Source organism: Labrenzia sp. THAF82 (genome assembly GCF_009363435.1).
GTDB lineage: Bacteria > Pseudomonadota > Alphaproteobacteria > Rhizobiales > Stappiaceae > Roseibium > Roseibium porphyridii.
This window is the reverse complement of sequence record NZ_CP045354.1, coordinates 5,021,205-5,035,264: the sequence shown is the minus strand read 5'-3', so window position 1 is coordinate 5,035,264 and position 14,060 is coordinate 5,021,205. Positions and strand designations below refer to the sequence as shown.

Below are 14,060 nucleotides of genomic sequence, written 5' to 3'. Positions count from 1 at the left end.
GCTAAAGCAGCTTCTTCCATCGGAAGACAAGAAAGGTTGCCACGATCGAGAGCAGCATGAGCCCGATTGAAAACGGGAAGCCAAGTTCCCACCGCAATTCTGGCATCTTGTCGAAATTCATGCCGTAAATCGATGCGATCAGGGTCGGGGGCAGGAAGATAACTCCGAGGACCGTGAAGATCTTGGAAATCTGGTTCTGTTCCAGCGTGACCAGGCCGACGGTTGCGTCGAGCAAAAACGCCAGCTTGTTGTCCAACGCATCGCCGTGCTCCTTGATGGAATGAATGTCCCGGCCGAACATCTTGACTTCGGCGATTTGGTCTTCGCTCAAATCAAATCGCTTTGCATGGGTGTTCATGTATATGAGCATCCGGGCAAGGCTTGTACAAACATCGTGCATCTTGGTGACGTGAAGGCCGATCTGGCCCAGCTGCCGTATGGCATCCTGATAGCTGGCGGTTTTCCGGGTGTTCAGTCCATCACCGAACACCTGTACAGCGAGTTCGTCATACCTTGCTGATGCCGCTTCCATTTCGTCTGCACAACGGTCGACGATGATGTCGAGCATCGCAAATAACACCGCCGGTCCGCGATGGGCGATCGTTCTATCGCTCTGGATTTTGCGAGAGAGCAGGGCAATAGACTTTGGTTCGCCATATCGGACGGTAACCAGGCGTTTCGCGTTGGCCACAAAGGTGACGGACGATAAGGTGGGATCGATTGTGCGGGTGGCGATCGGAAGCTGGGCAGTCATGACAACCGCTCCAGGCTCCAGATAAAGGCGCTCAGACGTTTCGATCGAAGCGATCTCTTCGCGCGTCGGTATTTCCGCTCCCATCAACTTCTCGGCGGCCTTTTGCTCATCTTGTGATGGGGCGACCAGATCGATCCAGATGGATGTTGTTGGCAGCGGCGTGCCCGGAGCAAGTTCTATGCGCTCCAGGCCGTTTACCGAGGGGCAGTAGGCTATGATCATTTAAGCTGTCTCCGCTGGAACACTCATTGCGTCCGGATCAGCGGCAGTGTGCCCAAGTGATCATGCGGCGGCAACCTTGTCTGCCTGTCCCTGATCCTCAGATGAGGATGTTGGCGGCATTGTGGGTTGGCGCTTGCAGTGCCAAAAGCTTACTTCTTCTTTTTCTTCTCTGTGCCTGCGTTTTTGCAGATTGCAGCTGCAGTAATCGCGGCGATGCCGACCGGCTTGTACTGATTGACAAGTTTCGCTCCAGAAGAAGCGATTGTGGACGGTCGGGAGATTTGTTCAGACATTTGTCAGGTCCGTTGTAGTCCAGTGCCCGCGATACTGGTTTACGCGTTGATGTTGTGCGGGCGCGCTGCATTTGGTGTCCAATTGCGGCAAACGGAAGGCAGATTGAAAAGTCGCCCACATTTGATGCCTGGACCCAATAAGTATGTGCTTATTGCCGCGTTCAGGCCAGTCAAATACCATAACAGGATGTAACGATAATTCTGCGAATTTGAAGAAAGCAGGTAATCTTTTATTTACCTGTTTTGAGATCCGTCAAGTAAAGGCCGATAGGTGCAAGTTGGTCGCTAAATAAAGTAGGTTCTGTGGTTCCTCAGAGGTAATCCGCGTGTCGTGCGGATCAAACCATGGCTGCAGCGAAGCACTGTCAAGATCAGTGCAGCGCCTGCAAATGCCAGACCTGCAAAAATGAGTAACGACGACAAGGAAGCCCCCAGTACGATCAGGAGGCAACCGGTCAGCAAACCGATGACCAAAAGTGCAATGGTTGTGCGAAGATAGTGGTAGTGAGCCTGAAACTCTTCGTTTTGCGTTTCGGCAAACAAGATTGCGAACAAAAGGGCGATTGGACACAGCATGACCGACAGTGTCATCAGGTAACACAGAAAGATATTGCCGCGGCCGGGCAGGAAAAACGAGCGCAACCGACTACCTGGACTTCGGCCGCGGTTCTTAGCGTCAGTATTTCGCACCAGATTTTCCACCGGATGACCTGTGCCCTTGACCGGCATCCTTACCTCGCGCCTCTTTAGCATTTTTTCAGTGCCGCTGAATCAGGCGTTTACCCAACCCTCTTTTTGCAAATTTATGCTTTGCTGCCCCTGAAAGTGAAGTTCATTTTTGACATTTGTTCTGTAAAGAAAGAAACAATCAGAACATCAGTGTTGGCTTTCGCGCTCAAGGGCCAACGAATTGGAAAGCTATGAAACGTTACGCCGCCTACAAAACAAGGTCAGCACCGGCAAGCCGAATTGTCGGCGCGGTTGCGCTTGCATTGGCTGTAACCGCCTATCTGTCCAAGCGTTTCGGTTTCGTTGATGCAGATGTTTTCGCACTTTCTCTTGCAGGAGCCGGAGTGGCAGCACTCCTCGCAATCGGTCTCGCGCTGATTGCCTTTCAACGAATTTGGGCACATGGCGGACCGGGCCTTCCATCGGCTTTGACGGGCATGTTGCTTGCAGCCATTGCGCTTGTCGCACCCGGTATCATTCTGGGCATGCTGGTCCTTCAGGCCGGACCAGACGACTTGTCGACTAACCGTGTCGACCCGCCGAATATGAAAATTCAATCTCTCTCGGAAGAGCAACCTTTTTTGGGCTGGTTCAATACGTCGTTGGAAACACATCTCTGGCCCGCGATCACGCAGGTAACCGGTTCGGAGCCAAAGACAACCGGGCGCTCCAGGCAATACCCGGATATCGTCCCGCGAAGATACAGAATACCTCCCGCACAGTTGCACGCAGCTGGCGCAAAAGCCGTCGATACATTGGGGTGGGTCGTTGTCGATGAACTGCCGCCCGATCTCCTTGATGCCCCAACAAGATTGCAGGCAGTTGGAACGTCACGGCTTCTGGGCCTCAAACATGACGTCAGCTTGCGCATCCGCCCCGACCCACTTGGTGCGTTGCTGGATGTTCGAGCCCGGTCCCAGACACCTCTCAAGGACCTGACCGGAAACGCAGACAATATCCGGCTGGTATTTGCCGAGATCGACAGGGTTCTGCTGGAGACATATGGTGATCTGGCTCGTCTGTCGGTCGACGAAGATGAGCTGGAGGACGAGCCGGAAATCGTGCCGTTGCAGGAGCCGCGCGACACGATACCACTGCCTGGTTTCAAGCCTTACTTTGAAGAGGAAGAGGCTCCCGAAGTTGACGATTTCGGTCTGACCGATCTGGAAGGCTGATTTAAGCGCGCCTGCCATAGCGGCTGTTGAGGCCGAGCCCGGGTGAAGCGGTTGCTTCGCCGCGCCCTACCAGATCTTCCAGGTGAGCAAAAACCGACAGCCCCGCGGCTGGATGCAGGGCCGGGTTCACATCAGCGTAAAGCACTGTGACAATTTCCGGAATGCTCTTATCGCCGTTTGCCAACTGGCTAAGAATTGATTGTTCGCGCGCGAGCCTGTGCTGCTTCAAGTCCTGCACATACTGACTTGCTTCTCGGATTATGCCTCCATGGCCCGGGCAATAGAGCTGTTCCGGGCGCGCCAGAAGCTTGTCCAACGATGTCATGTAATCGCGCATGTTGCCGTCAGGCGGTGCCACGATGGATGTCGACCACCCCATCACATGATCGGCCGACAGCAGGAGGTCAGCGCCATCAAGCGCGAAACACAGGTGATTGGCCGTGTGTCCGGGCGTTGAAACGGTTTCCAGCGCCAGGCCCGCAGTGCGAAAGACTTCGCCATCCTCCAGTTGCTGATCCGGGGCATATTCCTTGTCGCCGCTGGCGTCGAGAGGATTGACTTCATTTTCCAACAAGTCTCGTGCCGCACGGTGGACACCGCAGCCGACAATCTGTGCACCTGTTCTTTGTTTCAGCAGTCTCGCGCCCGGAGCATGATCGACATGGGTATGACTGACGAGGATCGCTTCTATGGTGGCTCTGTCTGCAGCCTTCAGGATCGCGTCTACTTGCAGTTCGTCTGCCGGACCCGGATCGACGACAACGAGCCTGTCGGTTCCAAGCAAATAGCAATTTGTGCCGAAAAATGTGAAAGGTCCGGGATTGTTCGCGGTCAAACGCCGGACACCGGGAACGATTTCGATGGCCTGTCCGTAACGGGGGGTGAAGTCTCTGTCGTGCCGCAAGTCCGAGGTGCCTTTTGAATTGAGCTTGGGATCAAAGAATACTTGCGTCGCTTTCCACCGCAATTCAACGAAGAAATCTAGCCGGTGACTCGGGAATAATCAGGCACTTTCACTCGTCATCTGTCTGACGTTTGAATCAGCTAGGGAAACCGGACTTTGCCAATTCGGGCATTTCTATGAAAGATTGTCACTTGAACAAGATTGAACAGCCTTGGCGGAGCGTGATGTCGCACGAAACTGAATGCCGGTTTGACAGCTTGCTGGACATGCCGAGGGAAAAGGCATTTTCCATGCTTGTCGATCGGTTGGATTTGTGGTGGTCATCTCCGTTCGCAGACGTCGCGCAAGGAAATGTGGAAGCCGGTATCGAACCTTTTGCCGGCGGCACTTGCTATGAGATCGACAGTACGGGTCAACAACGCGTCTGGGGCACCGTCCTTTCGATCGAGCCGCCGCTCTTTATTCGCATCGCATGGCAGGTCACCATCGATGGCACCGAAGTCGCGGATCCGGCGACCGCAAGTCGTGTCATGATCAATTTCCGGGAAGCTGGCGAGGCAACACGTCTTGAAGTGGTGCACAGCGAGTTTTTAAGGCACGGAGAAACCGGCGCTGAATATCTTAATCGAATGCGTAGGTCGGAGGGCTGGCCGGACACGATTGCCAGACTGAAGTCCGCAGCTCGTTCAGGTAGCTGGCGATGACCAGGTCTTTATTGGCGCAACAAATTAAAGTGTCGCCTCTGTCGCCGGAATGACATGCTTACCGTGCTAGACGGTGCTCAGGCCCGTTTTTCAAATTTCCGATTTCGACCTTGTCAAACTCCTACGACGTCGAAATAGTGTCGGCAATTCGGGACACCGATCTCAGGTTCACAATCACTTATCGAATTCATGACCGATTCCCACTCGTCTGAAGAGGAGGCCGCCGAGGCCAAAGCAGCAGCCTCGCCGCTGACCAGAATTGGTGAGGCACGCTGGATCCTGCTGACCGCCCTGTGCGCGGTTGTCTATGGCATCTTCACCTATGGTGTTTCGCTCTGGTCCGGCATCGTTGCAATGCTCGCCCTGACCTCGGTTGCGGCTTTCGTTCCAAGACGTTCGGTAAACCGGCGGGTTAAACTCAAGGCCCAGCGTGAAATCCGCAAAATGTGGCCCGGCACGGGAATGAAGGTGACCGTCGACGCTTTGCCAACGCCATGTTTTGTGGCGGATGGACGTGGCATTACGCGCTATGTCAACGCTCAGGCGCAATCTCTTTATCAAGGCGTAAAGCCCGGGGACCCACTTTCTTTTTCACTCAGGGCACCTTCACTCCTGGAAGCGTTTGATCGGGTTTGCAGCACCGGTCAAACCGAGCGGATCAGCTGGGTCGAGAAGGTCCCGACAGAAACCTCTTATGAAGCTCACATTGCTCCGATCTATATGCCAGGCAGCAACACTGCCGAACGCCCACAAAGCCTGCCTGACTTTATATTGGTCGTTATTCAGGACCTGACGGAAAACCGCCGCTTGGAGCGCATGCGCAGCGATTTCGTCGCAAACGCAAGCCACGAGTTGCGAACCCCTCTGGCCTCCCTCACCGGGTTTATCGAAACCTTGCAGGGACCAGCGAAAAACGACCGGGAGGCGCAAGACCGTTTCCTGTCGATCATGCTGGATCAGGCCGGTCGGATGCGTCGATTGATCGATGATATTCTGTCTCTGTCGCGGATCGAACTGAAGGCTCATGTCCGTCCTGACAGTGTTGTCGACCTTTGTGAAGTCGTCCGCCACACATCGGATGCCTTGTCTCCTCTCGCCAAGGATCTCAACGTTACCATCCGGCTGAACATGCCTGACCAGGCGGCGAGGGTGATGGGTGAACGAGATGAACTCATTCAGGTGACGGAAAACCTAATCGAAAACGCCCTGAAATACGGGTCGGAGGGTGAGTTCGTGGATGTCTCGTTGTCCGCTCAGTCGGATGCGGCAGCTGCTACCGGCTGGGAACTCTCCATTCGCGACTACGGTGACGGTATTCCGACAGAACACCTGCCGCGTCTGACGGAGCGGTTTTACCGTGTGGATGTTGAATCCAGCCGTGCATTGAAGGGAACAGGGCTGGGTCTGGCAATCGTAAAGCACATCCTGACCCGCCATCGCGCGCGCTTGGACGTTGAAAGCGAACCTGGAAACGGTGCCGTTTTCAAAGTGTTTCTGCCATCGATAATCGAAGGCGAGGGCAAAGATGAGGCCGCGTCCACTTAAAGAACAGTTTCGCATGAGGGTTCTGACTTGAATCATCCATTGCACAGCAGAGCCGCCGTCAGACCCTTTCTGCAAGTTGGCAGAGACCCGTCCAGCGAAGACGTAGCTCTCCGAAAGATTGAGATGAAGGCTGGGTCTTGAACCCGAGTGTCCATGTTTTGCCTATGACGCAATCTGGCTCGGATCGAGCTAACCATGGCATCTCATTCAAAGTTGGCGATGAGTCTCGCTGATGATCAAAGCCAAGGATGCGTTTATACGGCGAGCAACGAGTCGTAAAATGACGGTCATATTGACATAAAACTTTGATGAAACGAAAAAATCTCTTTTATTTCAGTTATTTAAATTGTCACAAAACTGAAAAAGAACTGTCATAGAACTCTCATCCATGGGCCCTAGGGTCCCGGCATCGCTCGCGCATTTCTGCGACTTGCGATCCTCTACAAACCTTGACATTCAAAGGGAGTGGTCAAGTGAAATTTACGACCCTCGTAAGCGCAACTGCTCTGGCTGTTGCTTCTACCGCATTTGTTGGCTCAGCTCAGGCTCGCGATCAGGTTCAGGTTGCTGGTTCTTCCACCGTCCTGCCGTATGCTTCCATTGTTGCTGAAGCCTTTGGCGAAAACACCGATTTCCCGACACCGGTTGTGGAATCCGGTGGTTCTTCTGCTGGCCTGAAGCGTTTTTGTGAAGGTGTTGGTGAAAACACCATCGACGTGGCAAACGCTTCGCGCAAGATCCGCGAGAAAGAGATCAAAGCCTGTGCTGAAGCTGGTGTTAAGGACATTATCGAAGTCCGCATCGGTTACGACGGAATCGTCTTCGCGTCTCAAAAAGACGGTCCAGCCTTCACGGCGTTCCAGGCAGCAGACATCTTCAACGCTCTCGGCGCCAAAGTGCTGAAAGACGGCAAGATCGTCGACAACCCATACAGCAAATGGGCTGAATTCAACGCTGACCTGCCGGACGTCGATATCGCTGCTTTCATTCCCGGCACCAAGCACGGTACCCGTGAAGTGTTCGAAGAAAAGGTTCTGGCAGTAGGCTGTGAAGCAACCGGCGCCCTTCAGGCAATGCTCGACAGCGGCATGTCAGAAGACGACGCGGAAGATGCTTGCATCGACGTGCGTGCAGACGGCAAGTCCACCGACATCGACGGCGACTACACCGAGACGCTTGCTCGCATCGACTCCAACCCGAACGGCATCGGCATCTTCGGTCTCGCATTCTACGAGAACAACACCGACAAGCTGAAAGTTGCGACCATGGGTGATGTGGCTCCGTCCACGGAAACCATTTCTACCGGTGAGTACCCGGTTTCCCGTCCGCTGTTCTTCTACATCAAGAAGGCGCATATCGGTGTTATCCCGGGTCTGAAAGAATATGCTCAGTTCTTCACAGCAGACGAAATTGCTGGCCCGTCCGGCCCGTTGGCTCAATACGGCCTCGTTGCCGATCCGGAGCTGGCTGCCACGCAGGCATCTATCGAAGCTGAAGAAACAATGAAGTAAGAGAGCCTCGGCTCATTCAGAAAGGGGCGGCAATTCCCGTCGCCCCTTTTTCGTTTCCGGACATACACACTCTGGGGGACCATATGTCCTTGTTCTGGCTCGTCGTGATCGTGCTTGCCATATCTTTGGTAGGCTACATCGTGGGGCGCGCACGTGCCTTGACCAGCGCTTCTGGAGAGATCAGCCAACTGCACTCTCTTCCGTCCTACTATGGGGCGAATGTGGCCATGAAGGCCGCCGTTCCTGCGTTTCTGGTTTTGATTGTCTGGCTGCTGGCGCAGCCGTTTTATATTAACAGCACTATTTCCAGCACAATTCCCGAAACAGCCATCCAGGAAGGCTCATCGCTGGGCCTTGTCATGGCCGAGGTGCGCCGCGCCGCGACCGGTCTGGAGAATGCGGTGGCAGCTGGTCAGATGAGTGAAGAGTTTGCGCGCAACGCGCGTGCCGATTTCACCGATATTACCGCCCGTCTGAAAGCTGCCGGGCAAATTGTAACGTCCGATATCACGCAGCCGGTCATGCGGGCAGCACAGTCCTTTCGGATCATGGCGGCGACCGGCAGTCTTTACATGTCGATTGTCGTTATCCTCATCGCGATTGCCGGCGCGCTTTGGGGCCTGAAGGAAACCAACAAGGATTTCCGCGCCCGAAACACGGTGGAAAAGGGGATACGGGTCATCCTGTTTTCTGCGGCTCTGATCGCCATTTTGACGACCGTGGGGATCGTACTGTCACTGGTTTTCAACACGGTTGAATTCTTCAGGCTCTATCCGGCGAAGGATTTCTTCTTTGGCCTGACCTGGTCGCCGAGCTTCTCCGGTCGTGGCGGTTCGTCAGAACTCGGTATCATTCCACTGCTATGGGGCACATTCTATATTTCGATTGTCGCTCTTGTTGTCGCGGTTCCCATCGGCCTCTTTGCAGCTGTCTATCTGTCTGAATATGCCAGCTCGAGGGTTCGCTCTGTCGCCAAGCCACTTCTTGAGATCCTGGCCGGTATCCCGACCATTGTTTACGGTCTCTTCGCATTGCTGACAGTCGGGCCGCTTCTCTTGTCGGTATTCGGCGACAATGGGCTCGGTATCATGCAAGCCGGTACGGCCGTCATGACGGCAGGTCTCGTCATGGGCATCATGCTGATCCCGTTTGTGAGCTCGCTCTCCGACGATATCATCAATGCAGTTCCCCAGGCGATGCGTGACGGCTCTTACGGTCTTGGTGCAACGAAATCGGAAACGGTAAAGCAGGTCATTCTTCCCGCTGCTCTTCCGGGTATCGTCGGCGCAATCCTGCTCGCGGCCTCGCGTGCAATCGGCGAAACGATGATCGTTGTACTCGGGGCTGGCGCAGCCGCGCGCCTGAGCCTCAATCCTTTTGAAGCCATGACGACGGTGACTGCGAAAATCGTCAGTCAGTTGACCGGCGATGCCGACTTCGCGTCCCCGGTTGCTCTGGTTGCCTTTGCCCTCGGCATGACGCTCTTTGTGGTGACACTTGGACTTAACATCGTCGCACTCTACATCGTGCGCAAGTACCGGGAGCAGTATGACTGATGACCGACGCAACACTTCCTCCCGCAACGTCCGAGCCCTCCAGCGCGAAGTCTGTTCAGCCAAAGTCGCTTTATGCGATCGATGAACTGACCCGTAAACGGAACGCGGCGGAGAAGCGCTTTCAAGCCTACGGCATTGGAGCGATTGGAATAGGCCTGTTTTTCCTCGTTGTCCTGGCCATCGCCATCATTTCCGAGGGCATTCCCGCTTTCACCAAGACGGTTGTCGAGGTGGAGTTCACGCTGACACAAGAGCAGTATGACGAAGCGGAGGGCCAGCTCTTCAAGACCAAGGCCTATGCGCAGATCTTTATCGAAGCTCTGCAAAGTCAGCTTGAGGAAAAGGGTCTCGACGTTCCCTTCGACGCCAGCACTATTGAGCGAATTGTCGGCAAACCCGGCGGCGACATCAGGTCGTTCTTCAAGGCGGATGAGAGCCAGCTTGGACAGCCCGTTTCGTTTGAACTGGCAGCTTCCTCACGCGTTGACGGTTATCTCAACGGACGTGTGACCCGCGAGAACATGACCGACAGCCGCTTCTTGCAGAAAGCAGATCTGGACCTCGTCGATATCCTGGTCGAGGCCAATATCATCAGGTCTGTCTTCAACTGGAGCTTTATCACCGGAACGGATTCAGGCGTCGACAATCCGGGTGGGGCGGGCATTGGAGCATCGGTGATCGGCTCCTTCTTCATGATGCTGGTGGTTCTGTTTCTGTCGCTCCCCATTGGTGTGGCAGCCTCCATTTATCTTGAAGAATTCGCACCGCAGAACAAGTTCACCGATCTGATCGAGGTGAACATATCGAACCTGGCTGCTGTTCCTTCCATTGTGTTCGGCATCCTGGGCCTGGCTGTGTTCATCCAGTTCATGCATCTGCCGCAGTCGGCACCGCTGGTCGGCGGCCTTGTGCTGACACTGATGACGCTCCCCACGATCATTATCTCAACACGCGCCTCGCTGAAGGCGGTGCCTCCGAGCATTCGCGACGCGGCACTTGGCGTCGGCGCTTCGAAGATGCAGGCGATCTTCCATCATGTGCTGCCACTCGCAATGCCGGGTATTCTGACGGGAACCATCATTGGTCTGGCACAGGCGCTGGGTGAAACTGCACCTCTGCTTCTGATCGGGATGGTCGGCTTTGTTGCGCGCGGATATCCAGACGGCTTCGTGTCGGGCTTCCTTGATCCGAACTCTGCCATGCCGGCTCAGATCTACACCTGGGCAGCCAGGGCGGATTACGCATTCTACGAAAAAGCTTGGGGCGGTATCATCGTCCTGCTGATCTTCCTGCTCACAATGAACATTCTCGCGATCATCCTGCGCCGCAGGTTTGAGCGCCGCTGGTGAGGATTGATGCGATGAACGAGATGCCGAACATTGAACAGGCGATAAAAATGACCGACAGCAAAATCTCTGCAAACAAGGTTCAGGTCTATTACGGCGACAACCAGGCCATTAAGGACGTGGATATTGAAATCCAGCCGCGTTCAGTGACAGCCTTTATCGGACCATCTGGTTGTGGCAAGTCGACGTTTCTGCGAACCATCAATCGCATGAATGACACCATCGACATTTGCCGTGTCGAAGGCTCGATCAAGATTGACGGCGAAGACATCTACGATCCCAAGGTCGATCCGGTGCAGTTGCGCGCCAAGGTCGGCATGGTGTTCCAGAAACCGAACCCGTTTCCGAAGTCGATTTATGACAACATCGCCTACGGTCCGCGCATTCATGGTCTGGCAAAAAACAAGTCAGAGCTTGATGACATCGTCTCTTCCAGCCTGCAAAAGGCAGGTCTCTGGGAAGAGGTGAAGAACCGGCTGGATGAGCCCGGAACCGGCATGTCCGGCGGTCAGCAGCAGCGCCTATGTATTGCCCGCGCGATTGCCGTCAGTCCTGAGGTGATCCTCATGGACGAGCCGTGTTCGGCTTTGGATCCGATTGCGACCGCGAAGGTGGAAGAGCTGATCGACGAATTGCGCGAGAACTATACGATCGTGATTGTGACGCACTCCATGCAGCAGGCAGCGCGTGTGTCCCAGCGTACGGCATTCTTCCACCTTGGCATTCTGGTTGAAGAGGGTCCGACACAGGACATCTTCACAAACCCGAAAGACAAGCGTACTCAAGATTACATCACTGGCCGCTTTGGCTAAGAAATTCTTTCGAGATTACTAAAGAGGACAAAGTATGTCTGAGCATACAGTCTCTGCCTATGACGAAGAACTAACGGAAATGGCCGGCAAGGTCGCCGAAATGGGCGGTTTGGCTGAAAAGGCTTTTGCCGATGCCGTTTCTGCACTGGTGTCACGGGACCTGGATCTGGCCAAAACCACCATCGCCCAGGATGAACGGCTTGATACGTTGCATCAAGAAGTGGAAGCAAAGCTGATCGAAATGATCGCGCGCCGTCAGCCCATGGGGCAGGATCTGCGGGAAATTACGGCTGCCACACGTATCGCCAATGATCTGGAACGTGTTGGAGACCTGGCCAAGAACGTTGCCAAACGCGCTATTGCGATCGACAACAGCCTTGGGTCTAAAAAACTTGCGATTGGTGTCGAGCACATGACCGAGCTTGCGCTGAGCCAGCTGAAGCAGGTCCTGGACGCTTATACGCGCAAGGATCCGGAAGCAGCGAAACGCGTGCAGGAAGCCGATGCGGAAGTGGACGCGATCTACACGTCGCTGTTCCGCGAGCTTCTGACCTACATGATGGAAGATCCAAGGGTCATCACGCAGTGTGTCCATCTCCTGTTCTGCGCAAAGAACATTGAGCGCATCGGTGATCACGCGACCAACATTGCGGAAAACGTCTTTTACATGGTGACCGGTGAGCGGCTTCCGGAGGAACGGACCAAGCTGGACGAGACCACCAGCGTTTCCTAACTGCCGAGCGAAATTGCGAACGAACGATCCGGCCGGCGCGCCTGTGCCTGCTGCATGATATGGAGCGAGATGTATGCCGAAGGTACTCATCGTTGAAGACGAAGAACCGCTTAGTCTTCTGTTGAGATACAATCTGGAAGCGGAAGGATACACAGTTGAATCGTGTATTCGTGGCGACGAGGCTGAAATCCGGCTGCGGGAAAGCGTACCGGACCTTTTGCTGCTTGATTGGATGCTTCCGGGTCTGTCTGGGATCGAGCTTTGCCGTCGCCTGAGGGCCAGGGAAGACACCGAGCGACTGCCCGTCATCATGCTGACGGCACGCGGTGAAGAGGCCGAGCGCATCAGAGGACTGTCGACAGGCGCGGACGACTACGTCGTGAAGCCGTTTTCTGTACCTGAATTGATGGCGCGGGTTCGCGCAATCCTGCGCCGGGCAAGTCCTGAAGTGGTGTCCACAATGCTGCGGTCCGGAGATATCGAGCTGGATCGTGAAACACACAGAGTTCGCAGGAATGCAAAAGAAGTCCATCTTGGACCCACTGAATTCCGGCTGCTGGAATTTCTAATGACATCACCCGGACGGGTCTTCTCACGTGAGCAATTGCTTGATGGTGTTTGGGGGCATGACGTCTATGTCGACGAACGTACCGTCGATGTTCACGTCGGTCGCCTTCGCAAGGCGCTGAACAGGGGCAAAGCCAGGGACCCCATCCGAACCGTCCGTGGTGCCGGATATGCGTTCAACGATCAGTTTTCGGTGGTTGCGTGACGAAGTGACGACCATCAAGCGCAAAATCACAACAAAAAGCCCGCCAATCTGGCGGGCTTTTCGTTTTCGATGCTGTTTGATCGCTATCCCGCGCGGGCGATCACTTTGCGATCGCGGCGACGATCTGCAACCGGCTGATAAGCGATCTTGCAGTGGTGCGCGCAATAGGGAACACCGGCGTCGGACTGACGTCCGCAAAAGTAAAAATCGTCAGTCGCAGGATCGCCAATCGGCCATTTGCATGTCCGTTCGGTCAGGGTCAGGATCGACGCGCGCTCTGAAATTGGTACCAGCTCGGCGATTGGCTCAAGGTCTGGCTCTGCCTCGACGATAGGTGTCGGTGCGATGTCCGCCTTCAGGGCTGTTGCACCGATGGTCTGCGGCTGCGGCGTTGGTTTCTTTGGTGCGGAAGTCCCGGTTGCTGGCGCGTTGGTGCGTGGACGGCGAGGCTTGCTGCTGGACGATGAGGACTTTGCGCGACCTGACAGTCCAAGCCGATGTACTTTGCCGATAACGGCGTTCCGGGTTACGCCACCCAGCTCACCCGCAATCTGGCTTGCACTCAAGCCATCGCTCCAAAGCTTTTTGAGAAGCTCAACCCGTTCGTCTGTCCAACTCATTGCCGCACCTTTTCATTTGACCGTTTTGCCGGCCATTAACCTCGTGCTAGGCATGCGCAGGCACGCCCACTATGGCATATCTAGTGCCTAATAATGATTAGCCCCACGAGATCTCGTGTTTGAATATCAAGAGGTTACAATAACGTTAATTTGTCAGGCAACCATTCGCCGGAAACCAGTTGGGGATGAAGCGACTTTTCCCCAAGTATGGCGAGGCCCTTGAGACTTTTGCTGAATCTGGGCTCGGAGGCTGCAGCTAGCGGAAACGCGCCATTTCCATTGACAGGCCTTGGGGCCACGGGTGTATAAGAAAGCCGCAGCGTGCCGCCTCTTGGGGCGGCATGTTGCATTTTGGCCTGACACAGTAACTTTGACATCGTTGCC

At 54.9% G+C, this 14,060-nt stretch carries 14 protein-coding genes; 9 read left to right on the top strand and 5 right to left on the bottom strand.

What is annotated here, in order from left to right; translation table 11 throughout:
- Position 1: 1 nt before the first annotated feature.
- From FIV00_RS23035 to FIV00_RS23030, 3 genes are all read right to left on the bottom strand, one after another.
- A complete protein-coding gene (locus FIV00_RS23035) occupies positions 2-976 on the bottom strand; it encodes a magnesium transporter CorA family protein (RefSeq protein WP_152502952.1) in 975 nt (324 codons plus the stop codon).
- Positions 977-1,125: 149 nt separating this feature from the next.
- Positions 1,126-1,269 (bottom strand): hypothetical protein, encoded by a 144-nt coding sequence (locus FIV00_RS29890; RefSeq protein ID WP_173006113.1) that lies wholly within the window; start codon positions 1,267-1,269, stop codon positions 1,126-1,128.
- 285 nt (positions 1,270-1,554) lie between these two features.
- On the bottom strand, positions 1,555-1,959 hold the full coding sequence (locus tag FIV00_RS23030) for a hypothetical protein (protein ID WP_152502951.1): 405 nt from the start codon (positions 1,957-1,959) through the stop codon (positions 1,555-1,557).
- A 230-nt stretch (positions 1,960-2,189) separates the two neighbouring features.
- On the opposite strand from FIV00_RS23030, the gene FIV00_RS23025 reads away from it, so the two are divergent.
- A complete protein-coding gene (locus FIV00_RS23025; RefSeq protein WP_152502950.1) occupies positions 2,190-3,173 on the top strand; it encodes a DUF1499 domain-containing protein in 984 nt (327 codons plus the stop codon).
- A gap of 1 nt (position 3,174) precedes the next feature.
- Here FIV00_RS23025 and FIV00_RS23020 read toward each other — a convergent pair whose 3' ends face one another.
- The gene (locus FIV00_RS23020; RefSeq protein ID WP_152502949.1) at positions 3,175-4,077 is read right to left on the bottom strand and encodes an MBL fold metallo-hydrolase; all 903 of its coding nucleotides are present in this window, start codon (positions 4,075-4,077) and stop codon (positions 3,175-3,177) included.
- 224 nt (positions 4,078-4,301) lie between these two features.
- Here FIV00_RS23020 and FIV00_RS23015 point away from each other — a divergent pair, with 224 nt between their 5' ends.
- From FIV00_RS23015 to phoB, 8 genes are all read left to right on the top strand, one after another.
- Positions 4,302-4,781 (top strand): SRPBCC family protein, encoded by a 480-nt coding sequence (locus FIV00_RS23015; RefSeq protein WP_152502948.1) that lies wholly within the window; start codon positions 4,302-4,304, stop codon positions 4,779-4,781.
- 189 nt (positions 4,782-4,970) lie between these two features.
- Positions 4,971-6,326, top strand: coding sequence for an ATP-binding protein (locus tag FIV00_RS23010; protein ID WP_152502947.1), 1,356 nt, complete (start codon positions 4,971-4,973; stop codon positions 6,324-6,326).
- A 473-nt stretch (positions 6,327-6,799) separates the two neighbouring features.
- Positions 6,800-7,837 (top strand): substrate-binding domain-containing protein, encoded by a 1,038-nt coding sequence (locus FIV00_RS23005; RefSeq protein WP_152502946.1) that lies wholly within the window; start codon positions 6,800-6,802, stop codon positions 7,835-7,837.
- Between the two features lie 83 nt (positions 7,838-7,920).
- Positions 7,921-9,393: a phosphate ABC transporter permease subunit PstC gene (pstC, locus tag FIV00_RS23000; protein WP_152502945.1), complete on the top strand. Its 1,473-nt coding sequence runs from the start codon at positions 7,921-7,923 to the stop codon at positions 9,391-9,393.
- Entirely contained in the window at positions 9,393-10,742 is a 1,350-nt protein-coding gene (gene pstA, locus FIV00_RS22995; protein ID WP_152502944.1) for a phosphate ABC transporter permease PstA, read from the top strand. Before pstC ends, pstA begins: the two co-directional genes overlap by 1 nt.
- A 47-nt stretch (positions 10,743-10,789) precedes the next feature.
- Positions 10,790-11,551: a phosphate ABC transporter ATP-binding protein PstB gene (gene pstB / locus FIV00_RS22990; RefSeq protein WP_247649271.1), complete on the top strand. Its 762-nt coding sequence runs from the start codon at positions 10,790-10,792 to the stop codon at positions 11,549-11,551.
- Positions 11,552-11,585: 34 nt separating this feature from the next.
- Positions 11,586-12,284 carry a phosphate signaling complex protein PhoU gene (gene phoU / locus FIV00_RS22985; protein ID WP_152502942.1) on the top strand — a complete coding sequence of 233 codons (699 nt, stop codon included), beginning with the start codon at positions 11,586-11,588 and terminating at the stop codon, positions 12,282-12,284.
- Between the two features lie 73 nt (positions 12,285-12,357).
- On the top strand, positions 12,358-13,056 hold the full coding sequence (phoB, locus tag FIV00_RS22980) for a phosphate regulon transcriptional regulator PhoB (protein ID WP_152502941.1): 699 nt from the start codon (positions 12,358-12,360) through the stop codon (positions 13,054-13,056).
- Between the two features lie 83 nt (positions 13,057-13,139).
- Here the strand turns inward: phoB and FIV00_RS22975 are convergent, their stop codons facing one another.
- A complete protein-coding gene (locus FIV00_RS22975; protein ID WP_152502940.1) occupies positions 13,140-13,676 on the bottom strand; it encodes a GcrA family cell cycle regulator in 537 nt (178 codons plus the stop codon).
- Positions 13,677-14,060 lie beyond the last annotated feature (384 nt).

What these genes read in the sequence shown, in the direction of transcription:
- FIV00_RS23035 (WP_152502952.1), bottom strand. Translation starts at nt 976, where the DNA reads ATGATCATAGCCTACTGCCCCTCGGTAAACGGCCTGGAGCGCATAGAA.
- FIV00_RS29890 (WP_173006113.1), bottom strand. Translation starts at nt 1,269, where the DNA reads ATGTCTGAACAAATCTCCCGACCGTCCACAATCGCTTCTTCTGGAGCG.
- FIV00_RS23025 (WP_152502950.1), top strand. Translation starts at nt 2,190, where the DNA reads ATGAAACGTTACGCCGCCTACAAAACAAGGTCAGCACCGGCAAGCCGA.
- FIV00_RS23015 (WP_152502948.1), top strand. Translation starts at nt 4,302, where the DNA reads ATGTCGCACGAAACTGAATGCCGGTTTGACAGCTTGCTGGACATGCCG.
- FIV00_RS23010 (WP_152502947.1), top strand. Translation starts at nt 4,971, where the DNA reads ATGACCGATTCCCACTCGTCTGAAGAGGAGGCCGCCGAGGCCAAAGCA.
- pstC (WP_152502945.1), top strand. Translation starts at nt 7,921, where the DNA reads ATGTCCTTGTTCTGGCTCGTCGTGATCGTGCTTGCCATATCTTTGGTA.
- pstA (WP_152502944.1), top strand. Translation starts at nt 9,393, where the DNA reads ATGACCGACGCAACACTTCCTCCCGCAACGTCCGAGCCCTCCAGCGCG.
- pstB (WP_247649271.1), top strand. Translation starts at nt 10,790, where the DNA reads ATGACCGACAGCAAAATCTCTGCAAACAAGGTTCAGGTCTATTACGGC.
- phoU (WP_152502942.1), top strand. Translation starts at nt 11,586, where the DNA reads ATGTCTGAGCATACAGTCTCTGCCTATGACGAAGAACTAACGGAAATG.
- phoB (WP_152502941.1), top strand. Translation starts at nt 12,358, where the DNA reads ATGCCGAAGGTACTCATCGTTGAAGACGAAGAACCGCTTAGTCTTCTG.
- FIV00_RS22975 (WP_152502940.1), bottom strand. Translation starts at nt 13,676, where the DNA reads ATGAGTTGGACAGACGAACGGGTTGAGCTTCTCAAAAAGCTTTGGAGC.